General features: G+C 31.9%; 25 protein-coding genes. 19 read left to right on the forward strand and 6 right to left on the reverse strand.

All coding sequences use genetic code 11. From position 1 onward, the window contains the following. Nucleotides 1–6: 6 nt before the first annotated feature. Together speD and CCE28_RS04095 are read right to left on the reverse strand one after the other, a co-directional pair. On the reverse strand, nucleotides 7–432 hold the full coding sequence (gene speD / locus CCE28_RS04090) for an adenosylmethionine decarboxylase (RefSeq protein ID WP_095131235.1): 426 nt from the start codon (nucleotides 430–432) through the stop codon (nucleotides 7–9). Between the two features lie 316 nt (nucleotides 433–748). Beyond that, nucleotides 749–2,200 carry an aminotransferase class I/II-fold pyridoxal phosphate-dependent enzyme gene (locus tag CCE28_RS04095; RefSeq protein WP_176461654.1) on the reverse strand — a complete coding sequence of 484 codons (1,452 nt, stop codon included), beginning with the start codon at nucleotides 2,198–2,200 and terminating at the stop codon, nucleotides 749–751. 253 nt (nucleotides 2,201–2,453) lie between these two features. Here CCE28_RS04095 and CCE28_RS04100 point away from each other — a divergent pair, with 253 nt between their 5' ends. Together CCE28_RS04100 and yfcE are read left to right on the forward strand one after the other, a co-directional pair. After that, nucleotides 2,454–3,023 (forward strand): AAA family ATPase, encoded by a 570-nt coding sequence (locus CCE28_RS04100; RefSeq protein ID WP_095131239.1) that lies wholly within the window; start codon nucleotides 2,454–2,456, stop codon nucleotides 3,021–3,023. Between the two features lie 163 nt (nucleotides 3,024–3,186). Beyond that, the gene (yfcE, locus tag CCE28_RS04105; RefSeq protein ID WP_095131241.1) at nucleotides 3,187–3,729 is read left to right on the forward strand and encodes a phosphodiesterase; all 543 of its coding nucleotides are present in this window, start codon (nucleotides 3,187–3,189) and stop codon (nucleotides 3,727–3,729) included. A 66-nt stretch (nucleotides 3,730–3,795) separates the two neighbouring features. On the opposite strand, the gene hydE is transcribed toward yfcE, so the two are convergent. Further along, nucleotides 3,796–4,833, reverse strand: a complete 1,038-nt coding sequence (hydE, locus tag CCE28_RS04110) for a [FeFe] hydrogenase H-cluster radical SAM maturase HydE (protein WP_095131243.1) — start codon at nucleotides 4,831–4,833, stop codon at nucleotides 3,796–3,798. Nucleotides 4,834–5,039: 206 nt separating this feature from the next. Between hydE and CCE28_RS04115 the strand changes: the two genes are divergently transcribed. The 11 genes from CCE28_RS04115 (at nucleotide 5,040) to CCE28_RS04160 (ending at nucleotide 15,798) form a co-directional block, all read left to right on the forward strand. After that, nucleotides 5,040–6,470, forward strand: coding sequence for an alkaline phosphatase (locus CCE28_RS04115; RefSeq protein WP_095131245.1), 1,431 nt, complete (start codon nucleotides 5,040–5,042; stop codon nucleotides 6,468–6,470). A gap of 106 nt (nucleotides 6,471–6,576) precedes the next feature. Beyond that, nucleotides 6,577–6,864 carry a hypothetical protein gene (locus CCE28_RS04120; protein WP_095131247.1) on the forward strand — a complete coding sequence of 96 codons (288 nt, stop codon included), beginning with the start codon at nucleotides 6,577–6,579 and terminating at the stop codon, nucleotides 6,862–6,864. Between the two features lie 114 nt (nucleotides 6,865–6,978). Beyond that, a complete protein-coding gene (locus tag CCE28_RS04125) occupies nucleotides 6,979–7,689 on the forward strand; it encodes a metallophosphoesterase family protein (protein WP_095131249.1) in 711 nt (236 codons plus the stop codon). Nucleotides 7,690–7,969: 280 nt separating this feature from the next. Continuing rightward, a complete protein-coding gene (locus tag CCE28_RS04130; RefSeq protein ID WP_242972892.1) occupies nucleotides 7,970–9,145 on the forward strand; it encodes a DUF3798 domain-containing protein in 1,176 nt (391 codons plus the stop codon). A 235-nt stretch (nucleotides 9,146–9,380) separates the two neighbouring features. Beyond that, complete coding sequence (locus tag CCE28_RS04135) at nucleotides 9,381–10,985, forward strand: sugar ABC transporter ATP-binding protein (protein WP_095131251.1); 1,605 nt, start codon at nucleotides 9,381–9,383, stop codon at nucleotides 10,983–10,985. A gap of 1 nt (nucleotide 10,986) precedes the next feature. Further along, entirely contained in the window at nucleotides 10,987–12,027 is a 1,041-nt protein-coding gene (locus tag CCE28_RS04140; protein ID WP_095131253.1) for an ABC transporter permease subunit, read from the forward strand. Between the two features lie 2 nt (nucleotides 12,028–12,029). Beyond that, the gene (locus tag CCE28_RS04145; protein ID WP_095131255.1) at nucleotides 12,030–13,298 is read left to right on the forward strand and encodes an ABC transporter permease subunit; all 1,269 of its coding nucleotides are present in this window, start codon (nucleotides 12,030–12,032) and stop codon (nucleotides 13,296–13,298) included. Nucleotides 13,299–13,419: 121 nt separating this feature from the next. After that, nucleotides 13,420–14,190, forward strand: coding sequence for an inositol monophosphatase family protein (locus CCE28_RS04150; RefSeq protein ID WP_095131257.1), 771 nt, complete (start codon nucleotides 13,420–13,422; stop codon nucleotides 14,188–14,190). 333 nt (nucleotides 14,191–14,523) lie between these two features. Beyond that, nucleotides 14,524–14,667: a hypothetical protein gene (locus CCE28_RS22115; RefSeq protein WP_176461655.1), complete on the forward strand. Its 144-nt coding sequence runs from the start codon at nucleotides 14,524–14,526 to the stop codon at nucleotides 14,665–14,667. A gap of 133 nt (nucleotides 14,668–14,800) precedes the next feature. Next, entirely contained in the window at nucleotides 14,801–15,133 is a 333-nt protein-coding gene (locus CCE28_RS04155) for a hypothetical protein (RefSeq protein WP_095131259.1), read from the forward strand. A gap of 146 nt (nucleotides 15,134–15,279) precedes the next feature. Continuing rightward, nucleotides 15,280–15,798 (forward strand): peptidylprolyl isomerase, encoded by a 519-nt coding sequence (locus CCE28_RS04160; protein WP_095131261.1) that lies wholly within the window; start codon nucleotides 15,280–15,282, stop codon nucleotides 15,796–15,798. A gap of 21 nt (nucleotides 15,799–15,819) precedes the next feature. Here CCE28_RS04160 and CCE28_RS04165 read toward each other — a convergent pair whose 3' ends face one another. Next, a complete protein-coding gene (locus CCE28_RS04165; RefSeq protein WP_176461656.1) occupies nucleotides 15,820–16,203 on the reverse strand; it encodes an NUDIX hydrolase in 384 nt (127 codons plus the stop codon). A gap of 313 nt (nucleotides 16,204–16,516) precedes the next feature. Between CCE28_RS04165 and pssA the strand changes: the two genes are divergently transcribed. The 3 genes from pssA (at nucleotide 16,517) to CCE28_RS04180 (ending at nucleotide 19,283) form a co-directional block, all read left to right on the forward strand. After that, complete coding sequence (gene pssA / locus CCE28_RS04170) at nucleotides 16,517–17,032, forward strand: CDP-diacylglycerol--serine O-phosphatidyltransferase (RefSeq protein WP_242972893.1); 516 nt, start codon at nucleotides 16,517–16,519, stop codon at nucleotides 17,030–17,032. Between the two features lie 164 nt (nucleotides 17,033–17,196). Beyond that, nucleotides 17,197–18,549, forward strand: a complete 1,353-nt coding sequence (locus CCE28_RS04175) for an RsmF rRNA methyltransferase first C-terminal domain-containing protein (RefSeq protein WP_095131265.1) — start codon at nucleotides 17,197–17,199, stop codon at nucleotides 18,547–18,549. 8 nt (nucleotides 18,550–18,557) lie between these two features. After that, nucleotides 18,558–19,283 (forward strand): pseudouridine synthase, encoded by a 726-nt coding sequence (locus CCE28_RS04180; RefSeq protein ID WP_095131267.1) that lies wholly within the window; start codon nucleotides 18,558–18,560, stop codon nucleotides 19,281–19,283. 19 nt (nucleotides 19,284–19,302) lie between these two features. Here the strand turns inward: CCE28_RS04180 and CCE28_RS04185 are convergent, their stop codons facing one another. Then, nucleotides 19,303–20,151, reverse strand: a complete 849-nt coding sequence (locus CCE28_RS04185) for a hypothetical protein (protein WP_095131269.1) — start codon at nucleotides 20,149–20,151, stop codon at nucleotides 19,303–19,305. Between the two features lie 228 nt (nucleotides 20,152–20,379). On the opposite strand from CCE28_RS04185, the gene CCE28_RS04190 reads away from it, so the two are divergent. Both CCE28_RS04190 and CCE28_RS04195 read left to right on the forward strand, forming a co-directional pair. Beyond that, nucleotides 20,380–20,652, forward strand: coding sequence for a hypothetical protein (locus CCE28_RS04190; RefSeq protein WP_095131271.1), 273 nt, complete (start codon nucleotides 20,380–20,382; stop codon nucleotides 20,650–20,652). A 267-nt stretch (nucleotides 20,653–20,919) separates the two neighbouring features. Beyond that, nucleotides 20,920–22,410: a DUF4489 domain-containing protein gene (locus CCE28_RS04195; protein ID WP_095131273.1), complete on the forward strand. Its 1,491-nt coding sequence runs from the start codon at nucleotides 20,920–20,922 to the stop codon at nucleotides 22,408–22,410. Nucleotides 22,411–22,537: 127 nt separating this feature from the next. Here CCE28_RS04195 and CCE28_RS04200 read toward each other — a convergent pair whose 3' ends face one another. Beyond that, entirely contained in the window at nucleotides 22,538–23,203 is a 666-nt protein-coding gene (locus CCE28_RS04200; protein WP_095131275.1) for a SanA/YdcF family protein, read from the reverse strand. Between the two features lie 305 nt (nucleotides 23,204–23,508). Here CCE28_RS04200 and CCE28_RS04205 point away from each other — a divergent pair, with 305 nt between their 5' ends. Further along, nucleotides 23,509–24,063: a YkvA family protein gene (locus CCE28_RS04205; protein WP_095131277.1), complete on the forward strand. Its 555-nt coding sequence runs from the start codon at nucleotides 23,509–23,511 to the stop codon at nucleotides 24,061–24,063. Nucleotides 24,064–24,451: the final 388 nt, after the last annotated feature.

Consider the following 24,451-nt stretch of genomic DNA (forward strand, 5'->3'; position numbering starts at 1 on the left):
TAAATATTAAGATGCAGCATTATCTACAGGTTTAAATGTAATAGTACCTAAATCCTCTTTTGAATAATGTTTTATCTTATCTACTAATCCCCTTGGAACTTCCGTAGTTTCACTTTTTTCAGATTTTAGCGTTTCTGCTAAATAATCAAAAGCAACCCATGGATCTACACTATCTCCACATGTGAATAAATCCACTGCTGCATATCCATATTCAGGCCATGTATGTATAGTAAGATGAGATTCTTGAATGATTACAGCACCACTCACACCCCATGGATTAAACATGTGAAACGCACTTTGCACAATTGTAGCTTTTGCCTTTATAGCAGCTTCGTTCATGTATTTTTCAATTAAAGCATGGTTGTTTAATACTTCTTTATCGCAATTATAAAATTCTACTAAGATATGTCTTCCTAATTGTTCTATTTTCATAATTAATCACTCCTGAACTTTTAAATTTCAACCTTTGACCCATCTTTACAATATTATATAATTTTAAAAATAAATTATTTTCAATGAAAAAAGTTTAATAATAATAAACTTTGTGTTTAAAAATAGAATGGTTTTTTATTACTAAACTTTCAGTTTATTTTTAGTGTTTGTTTTCTATTACTAAACATACAGTTTATTTTTACTAAATATAAATATACTATGTTTTGAAAAAAAGTCAATAGTTTTCATAGGAAAAATATGAAAGAAATTTTTATAAAATAAGAATAAAAAAAAGAAGCCTGTAAAAAGGCTTCTTCTAGGCTCCTAATATTTTAATATGATTAATTTCAGGGTCATGACAATCTGTAATTAATGTGTGTTGATTTTTTAGTTCTTCTATATAATCAACTATTTCCTTACTAATCCTTTCACCAGGGCTTATTATAGGAATCCCTGGAGGGTATGCCATGATAGATTCTCCACTAACTTCTCCAATAGAATCCTTTAAAGGGATTATTTTTGTTCTACTATAAAAGGCATCCCTAGGAGAAACTATTATATCTGGATTTTCTAATAATATATTATAGTTAAAGGATTTATCTTTTTTATGATTTTTACTTATATGGAATAGAGCATTAATTAGTTTATCTACAGAGCTTTTATCATCACCTAAACTAACTATTGCAAGTATATTGTTAATATCTCCAAGTTCTACTTGGATTTTGTATTTATCTCTTAAAAGTTCATAGACTTCAAATCCTGTAAGACCTAAGTCTGAAACTTTAATGCTCAGTTTTGTTTCATCAAAATCGTAAACACCCTTATTGTCAATTAACTCTTTAGAAAAAGCATATAAGTGTGGTATTGTATTTATCTTTTCCCTAGCATATCTACACACACTAAGAATTTCAGAAAAAACTTCTTCGCCACGAGTGGCTAATATTTTTCTAGCACCATCTAAACTACTCATTAAAAGATAGGACGCACTAGTTGTTTGAGTTAAATTTAAAATATTTTTAATTCTCATAGGAGAAATATTTCCTTCTTTTAATAAAATAGCAGAACTTTGAGTCAAAGAACCACCTGTTTTATGAAGACTTATGGCAGACATATCCGCTCCAGCTGCCATAGCTGACATGGGTAGTTCATCATGAAAATGAAAGTGAGCACCATGGGCCTCATCTACTAGTACTACCATATTATGTTTATGAGCTAAATCTACAATAGCTTTTAAATCACATGTCATTCCATAATAGGTAGGATTTATAATAAATACTGCCTTTGCATCTAAGTTACTTAAAATAGCCTTTTTTATAGATTCATAAGACATACCCATAGCAATTCCTAAATCCTTATTAGTTTCTGGTTGAATATAAACGGGTATAGCACCACTTAAAACTAATCCACTTACAGCAGACTTATGAACGTTTCTAGGCATGATAATTTTATCATAAGGAGCACAAACACTCATTATCATAGCTTGTATCCCAGAAGATGTACCATTTACTAAAAAGAAACTATGGTCACACCCGTATGCATTTGCTAAAAGTTCTTGGGCTTTTTTTATAACACTAGTAGGATTAGATAAATTATCTAGACATTTCATGGAATTTACATCTATTTTCATTAGATTGGGTCCGAAAAAGTCTCTAAGTTCCTTTGTGCCTTTACCGAATTTATGTCCAGGTACGTCAAAGGGTGTTATACTACTATTTGAATATTTTTTTAAAGCATCAATTAATGGTGTGGAAAATTGGTTTAAAGACACAATACCGTCACTCCTTTTTATTTGAGTTTGATATTGTAAAGATAAGGGTCAGTACGATTTTATCACATGTGGAATAAATGTCAACAAGAAAAAAATATAAAAAGGGGGCGAAAAATAACCGCCTTTTAATTTTCTTTAAAAATTTATTGTTCGGTATTTCATCAAAAATATCTGCATATTTTGTTGAAAAATGAAGGATTAAATAGTATACTAAATAGGTCAATAAAACAAAAAAAGAGATGGAGTTAGGCAAATGGCAAAGAGAGTAGCAGTTTTAGGTGGACCACGTTGTGGTAAAACAACTTTAATACAGCAATTATATGTTGATATGAAAATTATGGGAATTAACGTAGGTTATGCACTAGAATATTCTACAGAGTATTTAAGAGATAAGGGAATGATCCAATCAATAAGCGAACAATACGGAATCTATTTAGGACAAAAGAGAATAGAAGACAATTTAGAAAATCACGAATATGCATTGACAGACTATGCTACATTTGTTCCGTATATATACGGAAGATTCATGTTAGGTAGTAAGAAAAGAAATAAAAAAGAAATTGAAATCCTAAAAGACCTATATGTTTTAGCTATTGAAGATATTCCTAGATACGATCACATAATATACTTACCTAGAGAATTTGGATATAAAAAAGACGGAGTAAGATGGCAAGATGAAGAAGTTGCTAAAGAAGTAGATGAAGCTATCTTGTCTTTCTTAAAAGCAGAAAATGTCCCATTTATTCAACTAAGTGGATCTACGAAAGAAAGAGCAGAGAAGTTATTAGAAATTCTTAAAGAAGATATGACAGAAGACAAATAATTATTTTTAAAGGGTGCATAACTAAGTATGTGCTCTTTTTTGTTATAATTAAGTATAAAATGTTTAAGCTAGCTTTATGGGAGTATATTTACCTCCATAGACAAATTACGTATAGGGAAAGCTCTGATTTGACCAATCTATACATAAAGAAAGGTTGATAAGTATGAAATTAATGTTTGTATCAGATATACATGGCTCCATATATTATGCTAAAAGGGCCATAGATATATTTGAGAAGGAAAAAGCAGACCAATTAATTATATTAGGGGATGTATTATATCATGGACCAAGGAATCCGTTACCTAAGGACTATAGTCCTTCTGAAGTGGCAGAACTGTTAAATGCTTATAAGGGTAAAATAATAGCCATTAGGGGAAATTGTGATTCAGAGGTGGATCAAATGGTGTTAAACTTTCCTATGATGGCAGATTATAATTACATATTATACGGAAATAAAAGATTATTTTTAACCCATGGACATATATATAATGAGAATAATATGGATAGATTATCTGGTGGAGATGTATTAATCCATGGCCATACCCATATTCCTGTGGCTAAGGAAGTGGCAGATAAATACGTAGTAAACCCAGGTTCTATAACATTACCAAAGGAAAATAATCCAAATTCCTATGGTATATTAGAAAATAATCTATTAGAAATTAAAGATATAGAAGGAAGTGTATTAAAGTCTATTAGGTTATAAAAAAGATTGTAGGCTATATGGTTTACTTAAAATAAAAAAGGCATACTCCGTATGCCTTTTTTATTTTTATAATCTAACACTGTCTCCGCGACCCATATCAACTTCAAAGCCAACACTCTCAATTCTCTTTTGAATACATACCCTACAATGGGCTGCTTCATCACCTGTGCAAATTTTGTTATCGTATAGGGAATAAAGCTCACGTACGTTAGTTGGAGAAAGATTTGGCATAACTACATTAGCTCCTGCTTGGAGGGCCTTCTCTCTACCCTTGTTGTCAATAGTCCCTACAGCTGTAGTAGAAGGAAGTAGGCAATCGGGAATTAATAATCTAGTTAAAGCAAGCATTATTAAAGTCTTTTCAAGGGTACCACTATTCTCATCCTTAAGAGGTGTATCCTTGTGAGGTAGATATGGTCCAATTCCTATCATGTGGGGATTTAATTTTTTTAAAAACAATAAATCTTCTACTAAATCCTCATTTGTTTGATAGGGAAGTCCTACCATGAATCCTGCTCCAACTTGGAAACCAATTTCCTTTAAATTGTTAAGACATTCTATTCTATTAGATAATTTCATTCCTGGATGAAATCTATTGTAAAGATTTTCAGAAGCAGCTTCGTGTCTTAATAAATATCTATCAGCTCCTGCTTCGTATAGAGCTTTATATGTGTCGTAATCTCTCTCTCCTATGGACATGGTAATGGCTGCATCTGCATATTTACTCTTTATGTCCTTTATTATGGTACAGAGTTTTTCCGTATCATAATAAAAATCTTCACCACTTTGTAATACGAAGGTTCTATATCCTAGATTATATCCAATTTCACAACATTGTAATATTTGATCGTGAGTTAATCTGTATCTATGAGCTACCTTGTTAGAAGCACGAATACCACAGTACATACAATCTTGCTTACAATGATTTGAAAACTCTATAAGACCTCTCATATATATTCTATTATCATAATATCTTTTGCTTGTCTCATGGGCATATGTAAAAAGTTTTTCTTTGTAGCTCTCATTCATATTATCTAAAATATAAAGAAGCTCATCCTCAGAAACTTTATTTTTTTCGTAGAGCTTTTTTAATAAATTATCCATAAATTGCACTCCTTTCGCCAATAACATTATTATATAAGATATTTAATAATAAATAAAAAAATAAAAATTTACAAAATCTACAGAAACTTACAATTAAATAGCAAAAACATAGATTTTAAAATATTTACTTAAAGTTAACACTAATATTAAATATCCTTAAATATTAACTTATAAACTTTTATATTAAGATACTTCTGGAGGTATTTATGACAAAAAAAATTTTAAAGAGAATTTTTACTTTCACATTAACTTTTTTATTTCTATTATCAAGTATATCATTTTCTCAAGAAAAAGCACCTAAGTATGTATTTTATTTTATAGGAGATGGCTTAGGCCTATCTCAAAGGGCAATTGCTCAATTGTTCGTAAGAATTAAAAAGGGTGACTCTAATTGTAAACTTACCATGAATACTTTTCCTGTTGTAGGAATTAAAACTACCCACTCTGCCGATTCGCTGGTGACAGATTCGGCAGCAGCAGGTACTGCCTTGGCCACAGGATATAAAACTAATAATGGTGTTATAGGGAAATTGCCAGATGGTACAGATGTAAAGAGCATATTAGAAGCGGCAGAAGAAAAGGGATATGCAACGGGATTGATATCAGATACTAGATTAACCCACGCCACATTAGCTTCATTTGTTTCTCACAATTGGGATAGACATAATGAAAATGAAATTGCAGTAGATTTTTTAAATAGTAATGTGGAATTTTTAGGAGCTGGAGGATATGGACATTTTGTACCTGAAAATTGGAAATATGGAGAGTCAGATAGAAAAGACAATTGGAATATATTAAAGGAATTTCATAGGAAGGGTTACAGAGTTTTTGCAACAGAAAAGGAAACTAATAATTTCTTGAAACATAAGCCCGTAGGAAAGGAAAAAGTAATTGCTCTACTTGTAGATTCCCATCTACCCTACGAGCTTGATAGGGGGAATAATTTAAATACTCCAAATTTAGAGCAATTGACTCAAAAGGGAATAGATGCATTATGTAAATACGAAAAGGGTTTCTTTATGGTAGTTGAAGGCGGAAGAATAGACCATGCCTGTCATTATAATGATGTGGTGGGAACTATACATGAAGTACTGGCTTTTGATCATGCTATCAAAAAGGCCTATGAATTTTATAAAAAACATCCCAAAGAAACTTTAATAGTAGTGACAGCAGACCATGAAACTGGTGGCTTGGGACTTGGCACAGGTGTTGGTTATTTTATGAAGCTAGAAGAACTAAAAGATGTGAAACGCTCTATTGACCACTTAGTAACGGGAAATAAAAAATATGCAGGAGATAGATTGGCATACTTGAACTTTTTAGAAGAAGTATATGGATTGGATAATTTAACTAAAAGGGAAATGGAAAAATTAGAAAAAGCCATGGAATTAGAGGACAAAAACATAGAAGGTGATAAAGATGAATACGGCCATTTGTTTAAAAGTCCAGTGGCTCTGGCAACAGCCCATATAATATCCGAAAGGGCTAATATACATTGGACTACCTTTGTGCACACAGGGGTACCAGTGCCACTTACAGCCATTGGGGTAGGAGCTGAAAAGTTTGGTGGATACAATGATAATACAACAATTCCTAAAAATATGGCTGAAATAATGAAAGTTAATCTAGGACATTAAAGAAAATATGATTATTTTATACTTTCTGTAAGAATTAAGACAACCTATACACAATGGTCTTTTCTCCTGAGTATAATGTACTATCAAAAAGTAAGGAGAGAAAACTATGGGGAAAAACATAAATAATACTATAACAAATGCATATGCTATTTTAGCTGCTGTTTTTGCCATAATAGTGGCAGAAAGACTAGATTTAAACCAACAAAATGTATTCGGAAACTTTATACAAACTCTAGGGCAAAGTATTCTAACTATAAGTGCGGCAGGTGAACAGCAAGAAAAGGCCAATATGCCTGAATCAAAAGATTATGAAATGTATTATCAAATTAAAATGTTAAAAGAACAAATAGAACACTTAGAAAATAAGCTTACTAAAAAAGGTGACAAAGATTAGGGAAGAATAAAATACTATTTAAGATTCTCTTCCTTACAATAAAAATAACCTTTTAACTTTTAATATATTATTATAAAATTATAATTAAATTATAAAATACAAAGGAGGATTATGGTGAGAATAGGATTTATAACAGATATTCATTCTAATAAATATGCATTAGAGGAGATACTAAAGGATACAAAAAAGAGAAACTTAGATAAAATATTTTGTATGGGAGATTTAGTTGGATATGGCCCCTTTCCAAATGAAGTGATAAATAAGATAAAGGAAGAAAAAATACCTACAATTCAAGGGAACTATGACCAAAGTGTAGGAGAAGAGCTCATGGCCTGCGGTTGTGATTATAAGGATCAAAAGGTAATGGAAATGGGTGTGAAATCCCTATATTGGACTCAAGAAAATACAAGTGATGAAAATAAAAAATGGTTAAGGGAATTACCAAAGGAAATGGATGTGGAAGTAGAGGAAAATAAAATAAAATTAGTTCATGGTAGCCCGAGACGAAATAACGAGTATCTTTATGAAGATGCAGATGTTTTAGAGGAAGTAACTGAAAAGGCAGATTTTAATATATTAGTTTGTGGTCATACACACAAACCCTACGGAAAATATGTAAATAATGTATTTGTAGTAAATGCTGGTAGTGTAGGTAAACCTAAACATGGCAATCCAAATGGAACCTATGTGATCTTAGATATTAAAGATGACATACATATGGAAATTGTGGAAGTTGAATATGATTATGAGAAAATGGCAAAGGCCATAGAGGAAAGTGAAATTCCTAGCGCCTTTGCAGAAAAAATTAGAAAAGGTATAAGCTAAAAGAATGGGAGAGTATAATATTCTCCCATTCTTTTTTTAAAAATATCAAATTTTATAAACTTGTTCATAAAAGTGAAGATGCAGTAATAGTATGTATATTAGGGACATATGTTTTTAGGAGTTTGAAAATTTGAAATTGACATTTCTATCAAAATTTTTGTAAAAATTGAAGGAATTTCCGATTTTGGAGAGAATATAGTTTAAGAGAGTTGTGTCAGGAGGATTAAAACTCCAAAAACTTAAGCACAAAACTAATCCAAAAAATAGGGAGGAATGAAGGTTGAAAAGATTATTATCGTTCTTGCTAATTTTCGTGTTGATGTTTTCATTAGCAGCATGTGGAAGCCAACAAGAAACTAGTACAGAAGAAACTAAGGAAGAAGCTAAGGCTGAAGAAACTACAGAAGCTCCTAAGTATAAAATAGGAGTAATAACTGGAACTGTATCACAAGGTGAAGAAGAGTTTAGAGCTGGACAAAAAATTAAGGAAATGTATGGTGACATGATTGTTACTCAAACATATCCTGATAACTTCATGAAAGAGCAAGAAACTACAATCTCTAACATATTAGGTGTTGCATCAGATCCTGATGTAAAAGCTATAGTTATGGTTCAGGCTATTCCTGGAACATCTGCAGCTATTGACCAATTAAGAGAAGTAAGACCAGATATCCTATTCATAGCTGGAGTTCCTGGTGAAGACCCAGACGTTATCGCTTCTAAAGCAGACGTAGTATTCCAGGCAGATGAACTTGGAATGGGTACTGCTGTTATAGATCAAGCTAACAAAATGGGAGCTAAGACTTTCGTACACTACTCTTTCCCAAGACATATGTCTTATGCATTACTTGCAAAGAGAAGAGACTTATTTAAAGTTAGATGTGAAGAATTAGGAATTAAGTTTGTAGACGCAACTGCTCCAGATCCAACAGGAGATGCTGGTGTTCCAGGAGCGCAACAATTTATTTTAGAAGATGTTCCTAGAAAGATTGAAGAATTTGGTAAAGATACTGCATTCTTCTCAACAAACTGTTCTATGCAAGAGCCACTTATTAAAGCATCATTACAAGGTGGAGCTATATTACCACAACAATGTTGTCCTTCTCCATACCATGGATATCCAGGGGCATTAGGAATTGAGATTCCAGATGACAAAAAAGGTGACATTGAGTTTGCTGTAGAGCAAATCAAAGGAAAAGTTGCAGAAGGAAATGGAACTGGAAGATTCTCAACTTGGCCAGTACCAGTTAATATGATGTTCGTTGAAGCTGGAGTTGAATATGCAAAGGCTTACATTGAAGGTCAAACTGACGGAAAAGCTGACCAAGCTAAGGTTAAAGAATTATTTGAAAAGTATGCAGGAGTTGAAATGGAACTTACTACATATGAAAACGAAGAGACAGGCAAAAAGCATGACAACTTCTTTATGGTTCTATCTGGTTATATAACTTTCTAAATCAAAGTATAAAGGTTGTCGTATTTTCGACAACCTTTATTAAAATTCTTTATTAAGGTAATGGGAAAGATTGAAAAAACATGGATGGCGGATTCAAATGAAAAGGTTTGTTTTACGTAATATGATTTAAGATAAATTTGTGTAAATGGATTTTGTTTATGGACTACTTTAAACAATGAAAAATTGAAAGTTGTGAGTCAGAAATTTGTTTGAAGTATGAAGGAGGCTATATTGAATGTCTGAGTATGTACTAGAAATGAGGAATATAAAAAAGGACTATTTTGGGAATAAGGTTTTAAAAGGAATAGATTTAAAGGTAGAAAAGGGAGAAGTTTACGCTCTTTTAGGAGAAAATGGTGCAGGAAAATCTACACTTATGAATATTTTATTTGGTATGCCAGTTATCCATTCTACTGGTGGGTTTGAGGGAGAGGTACTTATAGATGGTAAAAAAGTAAACATTAATTCACCTCAAATGGCTATGGAAATGGGAATCGGAATGGTGCATCAAGAATTCATGCTGATACCTGGATTTACTATAAGTGAAAATATTAAATTAAATAGAGAAACACTAAAGGACAATGGATTTAGTAGAGTTTTTGGACAATCTTTAAAGACGCTAGATACTAAGTCTATGGATAAGGATGCTAGAGTTGCCCTAGACAAATTAGATATGAATATTGATGAGTGGGTAAAGGTATCAGGACTTCCGGTTGGATATATGCAGTTCATAGAAATTGCCAGGGAAATAGATAAGTTAAATGTTAAATTATTGGTATTTGATGAGCCAACGGCCGTTCTTACAGAAAGTGAAGCGGACAACCTATTAGATGCCATGAGGCGTATTACGGATTCTGGAATATCTATTATATTTATAACCCACAGATTAGATGAGGTTATGAATGTGTCTAAAAACATTAGTATTTTAAGAGATGGTGAAAGTGTGGCTGCTCTTAAGAAGGTAGATACGAATGTAATGGAATTAGCAGAACTTATGGTAGGAAGAAAAATTGAAGGTTTGTCTGATATAAATGAAGGGTCACAAGATTATGAAAACAGAGAAATTGCTGTAAAAGCTAAGGACTTTGTAGTTGAAATGCCTGGTGAAGAAGTAAAGGGTATTGATTTAGAAATATATAAGGGAGAAATATTTGGTATAGGAGGACTTGCAGGTCAAGGAAAAATTGGTGTTGCCAATGGTATAATGGGGCTTTATCCTTCCCAGGGGGAAGTTTATATAAACGGCAAAGAACTAACACTTAATTCTCCTATAGATTCACTTAAAAGTGGACTTTCCTTTGTGTCTGAAGATAGACGTGAAGTTGGGCTTTTACTAGATGAATCAATAGAGAATAATATTGCCATGACAGCCATGCAGGTAAATGAAAAATTCTTAAAGAAGTTTGGATTTTTCAGTCATAAGGATACAAAACATATAAGAAATCATGCTAATAATATGGTTGAACAATTTGATATTAGATGTGTTGGCCCTCATCAATTAACTAGAAGGTTAAGTGGTGGAAATCAGCAAAAGGTATGTTTAGCTCGTGCTATTACCCTAGAACCAAATATCCTTTTAGTATCAGAACCAACACGTGGTATAGATATTGGTGCTAAGAAATTAGTACTTGATGTATTAAAAGAATTAAATGAAAAGCAAGGAATGACTATAATTATGACTTCTTCTGAATTGGGAGAATTAAGGTCCATATGCGACAGAATTGCCATTGTAACAGAAGGTAAAGTTGAAGGAATATTAAGACCTAATGATTCTGATGTGGACTTTGGTCTTATGATGTCTGGGGATTATCATAAGGCAAATAGAAAGGAGGCAAAATAAGATGAAAACTATAGCAGAAAAAGTTGTTAAACCTTTAGGAATACCAAGACTTATAATAATATCATTCTTAGCTATCTTATATGTATCAGCCTTCTTTTTAAAGTTGCCAGTGGCTGGTCTTGTTAATAGTCATTTAGTGCGTATGGGTATGAATGGAGTACTTGTACTTGCCATGGTACCTGGAATTTTATCAGGAATCGGTCCAAACTTTGGTATCCCAATTGGAATCGTTTGTGGAATAATTGGTGGACTTATGAGTATTGAATTAGATCTATATGGAGCTAATGCATTTATGGTAGCAGTACTTATTTCTATTCCACTAGCTGCTGTTGGAGGATATTTCTATGGAGTATTACTTAATAAGGTAAAAGGATCAGAAATGATGGTTGCTACTTATGCAGGTTTCTCTGTAGTATCACTAATGTGTATAGGATGGTTAATACTACCTTTTACTAGTAATGAAATGAAATGGCCTATAGGTACAGGGCTTAGAACGACTATTTCTTTAGGAAAGAGATTTGATAAAATATTAAATGATTCTCTTGCTTTTAATATAGGTTCTATAACTATACCTACTATGTTATTTGTATTCTTCTTTGCCATGTGTTTCTTGGTATGGTTATACTTAAACTCTAAAGCAGGTATTGCCATGAAAGCTGTTGGAGAAAATCCTAAGTTTGCCATAGCATCAGGTATAAACGTAGATAAATATAGAATAATATCTACTGTAGTATCTACTGTACTAGGAGCTATAGGAATAATAGTATATGCACAAAGTTATGGATTCTTCCAATTGTATACAGCTCCGCTTATGATGGCCTTTGGTGCAGTTGCTGCCATACTAATAGGGGGAGCATCATCTACTTATGCGACTATATTCCATGTAATATTAGGATCATTCCTATTCCAAGGACTATTAGTTGTAGCCCTACCTGTTGCCAATGTATTAGTACCTGAAGGTAACTTATCGGAAGTAATGAGAGTTGTTGTACAGTATGGAATAATTCTTTATGCTCTTACTAAGGCTGGAGGTGGCAAATAGTCATGAATAATAAGTTTTCGCGTATAATATTTGATAATATAGTTACTATAATCTTTGTGATTTTATGTTTAGCAGGGATAGTGGCTTCTAAATTGCCTCTTTTCTTCATAGCATCCCAATTGTTAACTAGAATAGGAAGAAACTCATTCTTAGTATTGTCTTTGATTATTCCAGTACTAGCTGGTATGGGTCTAAACTTCGGTATAGTAGTTGGTGCCATGGCTGGACAAATGTCCATAATACTAGTTACTAACTATGCCCTAAAGGGTGTTGAAGCATGTACAGGAGTAACAGGATTTTTAATTGCAGTAGTTATAAGTACTCCTATTGCCATTTTCTTTGGATGGGTAACGGGTCTTATATTAAATAAAACTAAGGGTCAAGAAATGATAACATCCATGATGCTAGGTTTCTTTGCAAATGGATTATATCAATTATTATTCTTATTCCTAGTGGGAACATTAATACCTATGGAAAACCCTGTTTTAATGATTAGTGGTGGAGTAGGGATAAAGAATGTTGTTGATATGAATCATAGTATTAGATATGCCGTTGATACTATATATAAAAGACCATTCTCTGAGTTATTAATCATAATGGGAGTAATGGGAATATTATTATCCCTATGGATAATGAAGAAATCTAAGGGAAGTAAAGTATACAAAGAAAAAGTTGGAAATAAGCCATTTGTTTATATTGGAGTATCCGCTTTATTCATAGCTTTATCTGTATACTTTAAATCTACTGGATCATTATTTGCAAATATTAAAGTACCAATTTCAACTTATGCAGTTATAGTTGGACTTTGTGTGTTTAATGTATTAATAATAAAAACAAAACTTGGTCAAGACTTTAGGACAGTAGGTCAAAGTAGACATATAGCTGGAATTGCTGGTATTAATGTGGATAAGGTAAGGATCATATCCATAATAATCTCCACAGTATTAGCTGCATGGGGACAATTAATATTCTTACAGAACTTAGGAATATTAAACACTTATGGTTCTCATGAACAGGCAGGTATGTTTGCCGTTGCTGCCCTACTTGTAGGTGGAGCTTCTGTATCAAGGGCAACTATAGGTCAGGCCATACTAGGGGTTACATTATTCCATACCCTATTTATCGTATCACCTCAAGCAGGTAAAAACCTATTCGGAAATGCTCAAATCGGAGAGTACTTCAGAACTTTCGTTGCCTATGGAGTTATAGGTGTATCATTAGGATTACATGCTTGGAAGAACTTAGTTATATCTAAGAGAAAAAGTATTTAATATGAGATAGAGTCCATTTTGGACTCTATTTTTTATTACTAAGTACTATGGACAATTGGTTTTCATTGGTAGTATTATATATAATATGTTGTTAAATAACTAATAAATAGAGGTGAAAGAGATGCTGATATTAAAAGATGTATTAGAAAATGCAAAAAAGTGGGCAAAAGAAATTGGTGAAATCCAAGGGAAAAATTATGAGAGAGCAGATTTAAAATATAGTACTAAATCAAATCATTCAGATTTTGTTACGGAAGTTGATGAACTTTGTGAGAATGAATTGATTAAATTAATAAAGACTACTTACCCTGATCATGGTATCTTAGGAGAGGAAACGGGAAAGTCTGACATAGAATCTGACTATGTATGGGTAATAGATCCAATTGATGGAACTACTAATTTTTTATATGGATTACCTATATTTTCCGTATGTATAGGTCTTAGATATAAGAACGAGGGTGTATTAGGAGTAGTATATTTTCCAATGCTTGACGAAATGTTTTATGGAGTAAAGGGTGAAGGTGCCTATTTAAATGGTAAAAAAATTAATGTGGGTACTAAGAAAACTCTAAAGGAATGTGTACTAGCTACAGGATTTCCTTATGATAAGGATAGAAATCCTGAGAATAATGTGGAGTATGTTTCTAAAATGATTCCAAAGATAAGGGGAATTAGGAGAATGGGAGCTGCTAGTTACGATATAGTTAACGTGGCTTGTGGAAGAATAGACGGATACTGGGAGATGAATTTAGGTCCTTGGGATGTGGCGGCTGCCAATGTGATATTAAAGGAAGCTGGCGGCGTTGTTAAGTTTCTAGATAGAAGACATATATTTGTAGTAGTAGGAAATGAACATGTAGTTGATGGAATATTGAAAGAGATTGAGGAGTAGATGTTCTTAGATAGTTTGTTGAACCTACTTCAGCTCAATAAATTAAAACGTTTCAAAGTTAAGTCACTATCAGGCTAGAAGGGTCATAATTGTTTGCAGCATAGGATATTCTGATGTTCCAACTTTAAAAAAATTTTAATTCATTTCACCTTGTAGGTAATGGAGATTTAATCCTCTTACCTTGTAGGGACAAATTAATATTATTGCATTAAGACAGGAGAATCATAGAAAATCCTCTTCTTTTGTCGAGGAAATGCAAAATAGTTGAAATTTTCATTCAAATTTTGTAAAATTAAATTAATACATTATGTCTTAACAATAAGGGTGAGTGTTATGGAGAAAAGCTTTATGATGGCTAATATAGCCATGGGGATTATGATTTTCTTTTTGTTAGGAAAGTTACTAGGTTTAAATGTTATATTTGCAATAAGTTTTCTTATTGGCATCTTATATAACCTGAGAAGAATAAAAGGTTAGAATGTATCTACATATGAATATCTTAGAAAAAGGTAGCTATTTACCAGCTACCTTTTTTCTTTTTGAAAAAAATTGAATTATTTAAGAGTTCCTATTAAATACTAATACTAGTTTCCGCAAGGAGTTGATTTCAATGAAGATGCTAAATAAGAAGGCAATATTTTATATACCCTATGAAGATGGAAATGATATGAATTTAGATAAGAAAAAGATTAAACATATAGAAGATTATGTTGTAGATGAACTTATAAAGTTAGGGGGTGGAGCTACTGTATTAGAAGGAGTTGGCTACTGGAGAGATGCAGCGGGAGTTAAGAAAAAAATGGATACTAAAGTAATACTTTCATATTTGAAAAATTATGATAATATACTAGATAGGATAGAAAAAATAGGTAATTATATTAAGAATGAAACTAATTCAAAGGAAGTATGTTATGAATTGAATGATGTGTCTTATTTTATGTAAATAATATCTTATATATTATTGAAAAGATATGTGTAAAATATTACAATAAACTAGGAATAAAATATTGGTCAATATTAGGAAAGTTAGAAAACTTAACTAAAACTATTGAATATAAACTAAAATAATAGATAGAGAGGGATGTAATTATGAAAAAACCAGTAGTAACTATTGAAATGGAAAATGGTAAGGTAATAAAAGCAGAGCTTTATCCTGAGGTTGCACCTAATACGGTGAAGAACTTTGTATCCTTAGTAAAGGAAGGATTCTATGACGGATTAATATTCCATAGAGTAATTTCTGGATTTATGATCCAAGGTGGTTGTCCAAAGGGAGTTGGAACTGGTGGACCTGGATATAGTATTAAAGGTGAATTCTCAATGAACAATTTTGAAAATGATTTAAAGCATGATAAGGGAGTATTATCAATGGCAAGATCTGGTCATCCAGATTCAGCAGGTTCTCAATTTTTCATTATGCATGCAAAGTCTCCGCACTTAGATGGACAATATGCAGCCTTTGGAAAGGTAATAGAAGGAATAGATGTAGTTGATGAGATCGCTGGAACTAAGACTAATTTCCAAGATAAGCCAAAAGAAGAGCAAAAAATGAAGAAAGTAACAGTGGATACTTTTGGAGAAGAATACGAAGCACCAGAGAAGCTTTAATAATAAAAAGAAGTGGATTAATTAATCCACTTCTTTTACTATGCTAAAGGCTTTTTCAAAAACTTCTACACCAGGGGAAACTCCCTTTGGCATTTCATCTATTGAAAACCATCCTGCATCTAAACTTTCTTTATCAAAGGATAATTCTCCAGACATGTATTTACAAACATATACACTTATGGAAGAGTTATAATAGGCATCGCTATATATAAAGTCATGAATCTTTTCTATAACTTCACAAACTATTTCAGTTTCTTCAAATATTTCTCTTTGCACAGTTTCTAGCTCACATTCTCCCTTGTCCATAAAACCTCCAGGAGGACCCCAAGTACAAGGAGGCCATCTTCTATGTACAAGGAGGCATTTGTCTTTATTTATTACAATTCCCAATACAGCTTTATCCACCAGCATCACCTCTTATATTATAGTATGATTTTTTCTTAAAAACATTTATTTATTTATACCATAAAATAGGACATTATTCAATTAAAGGTACCTACTATGGCCATTTAAAAGGATTTCATAGCTATTGCCATTAAATGACAAACCTTAAAAAACGATTAAAAAATATAAAAAAACTTCCATTGTGAAATGTTTTACTGTAGAATATTATTATAGACAGATTATTATATTATTGTTTTTATGTACATGAAATTATAATATGGGTACGAATATGTCCTAAGATCGTAGTAAAGTAATAGAATTGAGGAGGATTAATGTGAAATATAAACAGCAAATCCCAAACATGTTTACCTTGTTAAATATGTCTATGGGTATATTGGCCATTATATACACTTTTTCTGGTCAGTACAGTAAATCGGCTCTACTTATAATAGTAGCTACCATGCTAGATAGAATGGACGGTCAATTAGCTAGAAAGCTAGATGTGGTTAGTGATTTTGGAAAAGAGCTAGATTCTTTGTGTGATTTAATTTCTTTTGGGGTTGCACCGGCACTTTTAATGTGGAATTTAAGTTTAATAAAAATGGGAACACTAGGAATTTTAGTTACATTAATATTTGCACTATGTGGAACGGTAAGATTAGCAAGATACAACATAACTGAATTTGAAGGTGTATATATGGGTATACCTATAACGGCCTGTGGTGGATTAGTTGCTTTAATGGCTCTATATTCTACTAAATATGCTACAAATCTTGTGTTAGTGTTAGGATTAATGATATTCCTATCTTATGCTATGGTTAGCAAGAAAATAAAATTAAAAAAGAGATAATTTTTAAACCCACCTATCATAGGTGGGTATAGTTTCGTTTAAAAGGAAAACTAATTATGGGGACGGTTATTGAACATTAAGGTTATAAACTAATAAAAACCTTGAAATTTGCAATAATATAATTAATAACCTATCCTTATCTTATGATGAAAGGAATACAGTAAATGAATTTACCTAAGATATATTTAGACAAGATGAAAGAATTATTAAAAGATGAATATGATGAATTTATGAATTCTTATAATGATGGTAAAATACAAGGGTTGAGAGTTAACACTTTAAAAATATCTGTAGAAGAATTTTTAAAGATAAACCCCTTTAAATTAACTAAAGTACCCTGGTGTGAAACGGGATTTTATTATGAAGAAAATGAAAGACCTGCCAAACATGCATATTATCATGCAGGACTTTATTACATACAAGAACCAAGTGCCATGCTACCGGCAGAAGTTCTCCATGTGGAATCCGGAGATAGAGTATTAGATTTATGTGCTGCTCCTGGAGGAAAGACTACTCAAATAGGGGCGAAGCTGAAGGGCGAAGGAATACTTATTACTAATGATATAAAGCATAGTAGGACAAAGGCTCTTTTAAAGAATGTGGAACTGTGTGGTATAAAAAATGCCATAGTTATTAATGGAGTCATAGAAGATTTAAATAGAAGTTGCAGACACTTTTTCAACAAGGTTTTAATAGATGCTCCATGTTCTGGAGAAGGCATGTTTAGGAAAGATCCATCTATGGTAAAGAGTTGGGAGAGAACCCCTACTAGTGAATATAGTAACATTCAAAAGGATATTTTATCCCAGGTGGATGAAGTCATGAGCGGAGATTCCAGGTTAGTTTATTCAACTTGTACCTTTTCCCCGGATGAAAATGAAGAAATAATCCATGGTTTTTTAGAAGAGAATATAGATTATGATACAGTAGAAATTCCAAAGGATAATGGCCTTATGGATGGTCTTAGTGAATTTGCTCATGGAGATAAACGAGTAGAAAAATGTATTAGGCTATGGCCCCATAAATTAAAGGGAGAAGGACATTTCGTAGCAGTTCTGAAAAAAGATAGTGATGAACTGTCAAAGATAAAAAATAAAGATAAAAAACACAAGCCATTAGAATCTTTTAGCAAGTTTGTAGAGGATAATCTAAATTGCCAAATTCATGGTGAATTTAGAGAAATAAATGAAAACCTATATATTGTACCGGATAATATGCCTAATTTAGCAGGTATAAGAGTAGTTAGATCTGGATGGTTACTAGGTAAATACAAGAAAAATAGATTTGAGCCATCTCAAGCCTTTGCTATGGGACTTACATGGAAAGATGCTAAAAGAGTAGTAAACTTCAGTAGTGATGATCCTAATGTAATTAAGTATCTAAAGGGCGAGACTATAAATGTGGAATCAGAAAAGGGTTGGACACTAGTGTGTGTAGATAATTATCCACTAGGATGGGCTAAACAGATGGGCAATACTTTGAAAAATTATTATCCAGCTCCTTGGAGATGGATGTAGGAGGAAATGTGGTGAAAAAGCAAAGAATAGATAAGGTTTTATCCAGCATAGGGTATGGAACTAGAAAAGAAATAAAGGATTATTTAAAAAGGGGATATATTACAGTTAATGGAGAAGTCATAAAACAAGCCAAAACCCATGTAGACCCTTACGAAGACGTGATAAAAGTAAATGATGAAGAAATAAACTATAGAGAATTTGTATACATAATGTTAAATAAGCCTCAAGGAGTAATCTCAGCTACCTATGACAATTTACATGAAACGGTTGTAGATTTATTAGAAGATGAATTTAGAGTATTTGAGCCATTTCCTGTGGGAAGACTAGATAAGGACACAGAGGGCCTGTTGATTATTACTAATGATGGTAAATTATCCCATGAGGTATTATCTCCTAAGAAGCATGTACCTAAGACCTATTACGCTCATATAGATGGACACGTAACTGATATTCATGTGAAAAAGTTTAAAGAGGGAGTTTACATAGATGAAGACTACAAAACTCTTCCAGCTGACTTAAGAGTTTTAGAAGGGGGTCCTACTTCTAAAATAGAAGTTACTATACATGAAGGGAAATTTCATCAAGTAAAGAGAATGTTTAAGGCCATAGGCATGGAAGTTGTTTATTTAAAGCGCATTCAAATGGGGAGATTAAAAATTGATGAGAGCTTAGAGTTAGGCGAATATAGGGAAATAACAAAAGAAGAAATAGAGCTTTTAAAGGATAGGGATTAATCCTTTAAAGCTCTATTTTTTATTGTGATTCTTCAAGTTCATCATTATCTTTTATGGTGGTCAACTCTTCAAAGATGTCATTGTCATCTACATTGCTTACTTTCTCTGTTGTAGGAATATCTTCTTCCTGGTCAGTTTCTAGTTCTTTAAAGTCTTCCTCTTCAACTTGGATTGGAGCATCATCTACAGTTGAAACTTCCACATCTGTATCAACAGCTAAATCATCATCGTCATCATCATCATCCATATTTAAAGCTGACATGACCTTCATCATTTGGGCCATTTTCTTGAAGTTTTCTACATTTTGGAACTGCTGTTTAGAGAGCATTGGTTTTATAGTTTGAACTACAGTATCTATCTGGTCACTAAAATTAGCTGAATCAGACGTAAATACTTTTTTCAAATTTGCAATATTTTTTATGTCTCTAGCTCTGTCCATTAAAGTGACTACGTTAGATACACTTTGCATAATTTCTTTTGATTGAGACCCTCCTAGTATATCTATAGCTTCTTTCATAAAGTTAAAATTGGTTTTATGGGTTTTATTAGCCGATTTCTTTGCATCGTTCAAAGAAGAAGCTTTCTCAAGGGTATCTAATAAGTAAGATACTTTATCTATTGATTTTTGATCAAGTATGCCTGCTCTCTCTTTTTTAACCTTTGGCCTAGGTTTTCTTTTTCTACGTTCACTTGTAGCACCAGATGTGGTGGCACCCTTTATATTCTTGTTAAATGCTATAAATGCAAAGGGGATAAGGACCAAAGCAGCAGGATTTGAAGCAGCTATAGGAAGTAGGCGAGTTAAGCTGATTTCTTCCTCAATTGGACCAATTAATTCGTAATTTTCCCTAGGAACAATATTGTTCATAATAAGCCTCCTATTAATAAACTCTTGATTTATCATATGCCATAGAAGAAATTCTGTTACTAGGTTGTTAAATGAGGACTAGAATAAATTGTAACTCAGATTATTAATAGAAAATTCAAAACTAAGTGCATATTTTCAAACTTTCTATTAATAATCTGAGTTTAAGTAATAAAAATCAGGTGAAACTCATAAGTTGTAATGAACTTGAAATTATAAGGAGGGCTATTGATGGATAAGAAAAAAATGCAAGCAATGATGAAAGCAATGAAGAATGCACAGCCAGACGACGACCAAATGGAAATGCTTAATGATTTATCTGATAAATATAAAGATAAAAGTGAAGAAGAAATCATGAAAGAATTAAAGAAGGTAAAAAATAGTATGATGAAAAATACTAATAAATATAAAAAGCAGATGAAGGCCATAGAAGAATTAAAAGGATTCTTAGATGATGAGCAAAGGAAAAAGTTAGAGAAGGTAATGAAATATTTAAAGGATTAAATGGAAAAAGCCATGAACCTAATAAGGGTTTGTGGCTTTTGTTTTGTGTAAATAATTAATGATAAAAATAGATGCCACAATAAAAACACCTAAATTAGTTTAGGTGTTTTTATTGTGGGTACGGGTCAGATGCTTGTGGTAGTGAAACCTTTTTAAGAAATCTTATAAATTATAAAAGTAGTAGCTTATAGTCCAACTACTGAATAAAATGTATTAACCATAGCCTGTACACTTAAAGAAAATTAGAAAGGAGAATTTTATATAGTCATGTATTATAAGGAAAAAAAAGAAAAAGATTGTAAGTTAATTTTAGAATGTGGGAAAATATTTGATCCAGTTTTACCCCCTAGACTTAATGATGATCCAAATAATCCAATGAGGCATTCTGTAAAACTTGCGTCTGTTACTGTTGACACTCGATTTTTAAGTAAGGCCTGTGTAAATGTTGAATATTCATCTATTATTAACGTTGTATCTCTTGATCCTGGTTCTGATACTACTATAACTCTAAAATTTAGACTAACAAGAGAATGTAGAAATAGAGAAAAAGAAATATTACAGGAATGGGAGTATGTAGAAGGGAGTCTTCAGGATGACGAGGGAGAGGGTGAAGCTAAAGATGCATTTACAGTGACTTTTTGTGAATGTGTAGACTGTTTTCATAGTGACTGTTGCACATACACTATAGAACTAATTAAGGCTGCTCCATCTCTTGATAATGACAATGTTGAAATTGTATATAACATTACAAATAAAAACATTTTAGCAATTATATCTTGTGAAAATCACTTACAATGTGGGAAAATATTTAATCCACCTTTACCACCGAGACTTAATGATGATCCAAGTAATCCAATGAGCCCTCCAGTAAAACTAGCTTCTGTTACTGTGGATACTCGATTTTTAAGTAAGCCCTGTGTAAACATTAAATATTCTTCTATTATTAGAACTTTAGCTGCTAGTGATCCTACTAGTCCAGACGTTGAGATAACCTTAAAATTTAGATTAATTAAAGAGTGTAAAGAGAGAGAAAAAGAAATATTAGAAGAATGGGAGTATATACAATCTGGTCTTGAAGATGAAGATGCAGAGAGGGAATCTAAAGATACATTTACAATTAGTTTTTGTGAGTGTTTAGATTGTTTTGATAGTGACTGCTGTCAATATACTATTGAATTAATAGAAGCAGCACCTACTCTCATTATTGGTGATAATCCTGGAGTTTTATATGACATTACCAATAAAGATATGTCAGCAATCGTAGCTTGTGAAGATCAAGTAAAATGTGGGCAAATATTCAATCCATCTTTACCACCTAGACTTAACGATGATCCAAATAATTCAATAATGCCACCAATAAAGCTAGCTTCTGTTACTGTAGATACTAAACATATACGTAAGCCTTGTGTAAACATTGAATATTCTTCTGTTATTGACACTATAGCTACTATTGATGAAAGCCTTGATATAACTTTAAAATTTAGATTGATTAGAGAGTGTAAAAATAAAGAAAAAGAGATATTAGAAGAATGGGAGTATATCCAAGGTAATCTTGAAGATGAAGAGGGAGAGAGAGAATCTAAAGATTTCTTTACAGTTATATTTTGTGAATGTTTAGATTGCTGTGATAGTGACTGCTGCACATATACTATGGAACTAATAGAAGCAGCTCCTCGCCTTATTAATGGTGATATTGGAGTTTTATATAATATTACTAATAAAAATATTTCAGCAATAGTAGCTTGTGAGAATAAATAATTAAGGATAAAAATAGAGGTCACAATAAAAACACCTAAATTAGTCTAGGTGTTTTTGCGTGGGATGAGTGTTATTAATTGAAAATAGAAGTATACTAAGAGTTTGGCAGGAGGAGCATTTATATACTTTATCCTTTAGTTGCTCGTCCATCTCCCGTGAGGTTAATTGGCTCGCCTAAATATTTAGGTTTTGTTTTTAAAAAATTAACTAAAACATAGTCTTTACATCTAGCGATACTTTCCCTTAACTTGTATTGTGTAATCTTTGGATAAAGATGCTTGTCTGAGGGTACACCATAAGCTTCCAAGCCTAGTTTTCTAGCAATATATACGGCTCTAGATAAATGATATTTTTGTGTTACTATAATTATCTTTTTTGCTCCGAATACATCTTTAGCCCGATATAAACTTTCATAAGTGCTAAATCCTGCATGGTCCATGAAGATATCTGCCTCTGTTACATGGTTTTTCATTGCATATAGTTTCATGGGATTAACTTCATCGTAATCTGTTCTTCCATGATCTCCACTTAACAAAAGTTTTTCTGCTTTATCATTTTTATAAAGTTCAATTCCAATATCTAATCTATCAGATAAGATTGGAGATACATTTCCATTTTTATAAACTAATGCTCCTAAAACCAAAGATGCCTGTGATTGTGGAACATCTTCAATAGATGTTATATAATCATTTGCAAAATTAGTTACATGGTAATTAATTAATCCAATTGAAAATATTCCTATTACAATTCCTATTAGAATAATAGATAGGACTTTTTTTATATGTTTTTTCATTTTTACCTCCAATATTGTATCTTTATGAAATCTTGCATTCATACTTTGTCCATAGTCTCTTCATTAATTTTTTCATATTTACAATTATATATTCAAGTTAATAAGAAAAACAACTTGAAATATAAGTATATTGCTACTTCCTATATAATCTAGTACATATATTATATGGTAAAATACTTGTGAAGAGTATTGAGAATACTGAAAGAATTAAGACTAACTTTAAGTCAAATGGAAAAGTATTGTTTAACTAATTAATCTTATATAATAGGAAGTATGATGAAATTCTAATATGAGGAGGACTACCTTTGGGAAAAAAAGAAAATATGCTTAAAGATTTTCAAGAAAATGCTAAGGAAGAGGATATTAAAAAAATTCAAAGTAATTTAAGCGCCATGAATAAAGGCAAGATAAAAAATATTTGGCCCAAAGTACAGGCCTTATATAAGATGGCAAAAGACCCGGAGGCTGCTTGGACTTCAAAGGCAATGGCTATTGCATCCTTGTTATATTTAATTAGTCCAGCAGATGCTATGCCAGATATAGTACCTGTGGCAGGGTTAGCGGATGATGTGACGGTGATAGTTGCTACAGTGGCTACCTTAGGCATGCAACTTAATAAATATTTAATTGAGTATAAAAAAGAAACAATGGAAATAGAGAAGAAGGCCATGTGTGAAATTGAAGAAGAGAAAGGAAGAATCCATAGGGAAAACATGTTACAGGTTGAAAGAGAAAAACTAGAAATTGCTGCAGAGTTAGAAGCTAAAAATAGGGAATATAAAGAAAAATTCATATTTAGAACTATAGGGCTTTTAGGCATTATAGGAATAATAATTGTACTGCTCCTAAAGTTATTATAGTTTTATTAATAATACTTAATTATTGAAATCATTTTCAATAATTTTACATGGTAAAATTGGGGGAAATATCTAATATTTAATTTAAAGGATTTACATAACAATTAATATATTAAGTTCCTATAGTACTCCTATGCTTTATGTGCATAAGGGAGTATATTTTTTTATAGTTCCAATGGTAAAAAATGTATTATAAAAGAAAGAACTAAGAAGCTTGTAGATGATTTCAAAGAAAATTTGTTTCATAGTGAAAACGGAGGCAGATTTATAGTATCAGGAAAGGCGTTTAAGACATATATATATAATAATATATATTACCTGAAGAAGATGTACGGATTAGATTAAATGTTTGGTAGCTTATTGTTATTTAAATAAAAAAGCCGTGAACCCG

The sequence above is a fragment of the Anaeromicrobium sediminis genome (assembly GCF_002270055.1).
GTDB classification, from domain to species: Bacteria; Bacillota; Clostridia; order Peptostreptococcales; family Thermotaleaceae; genus Anaeromicrobium; species Anaeromicrobium sediminis.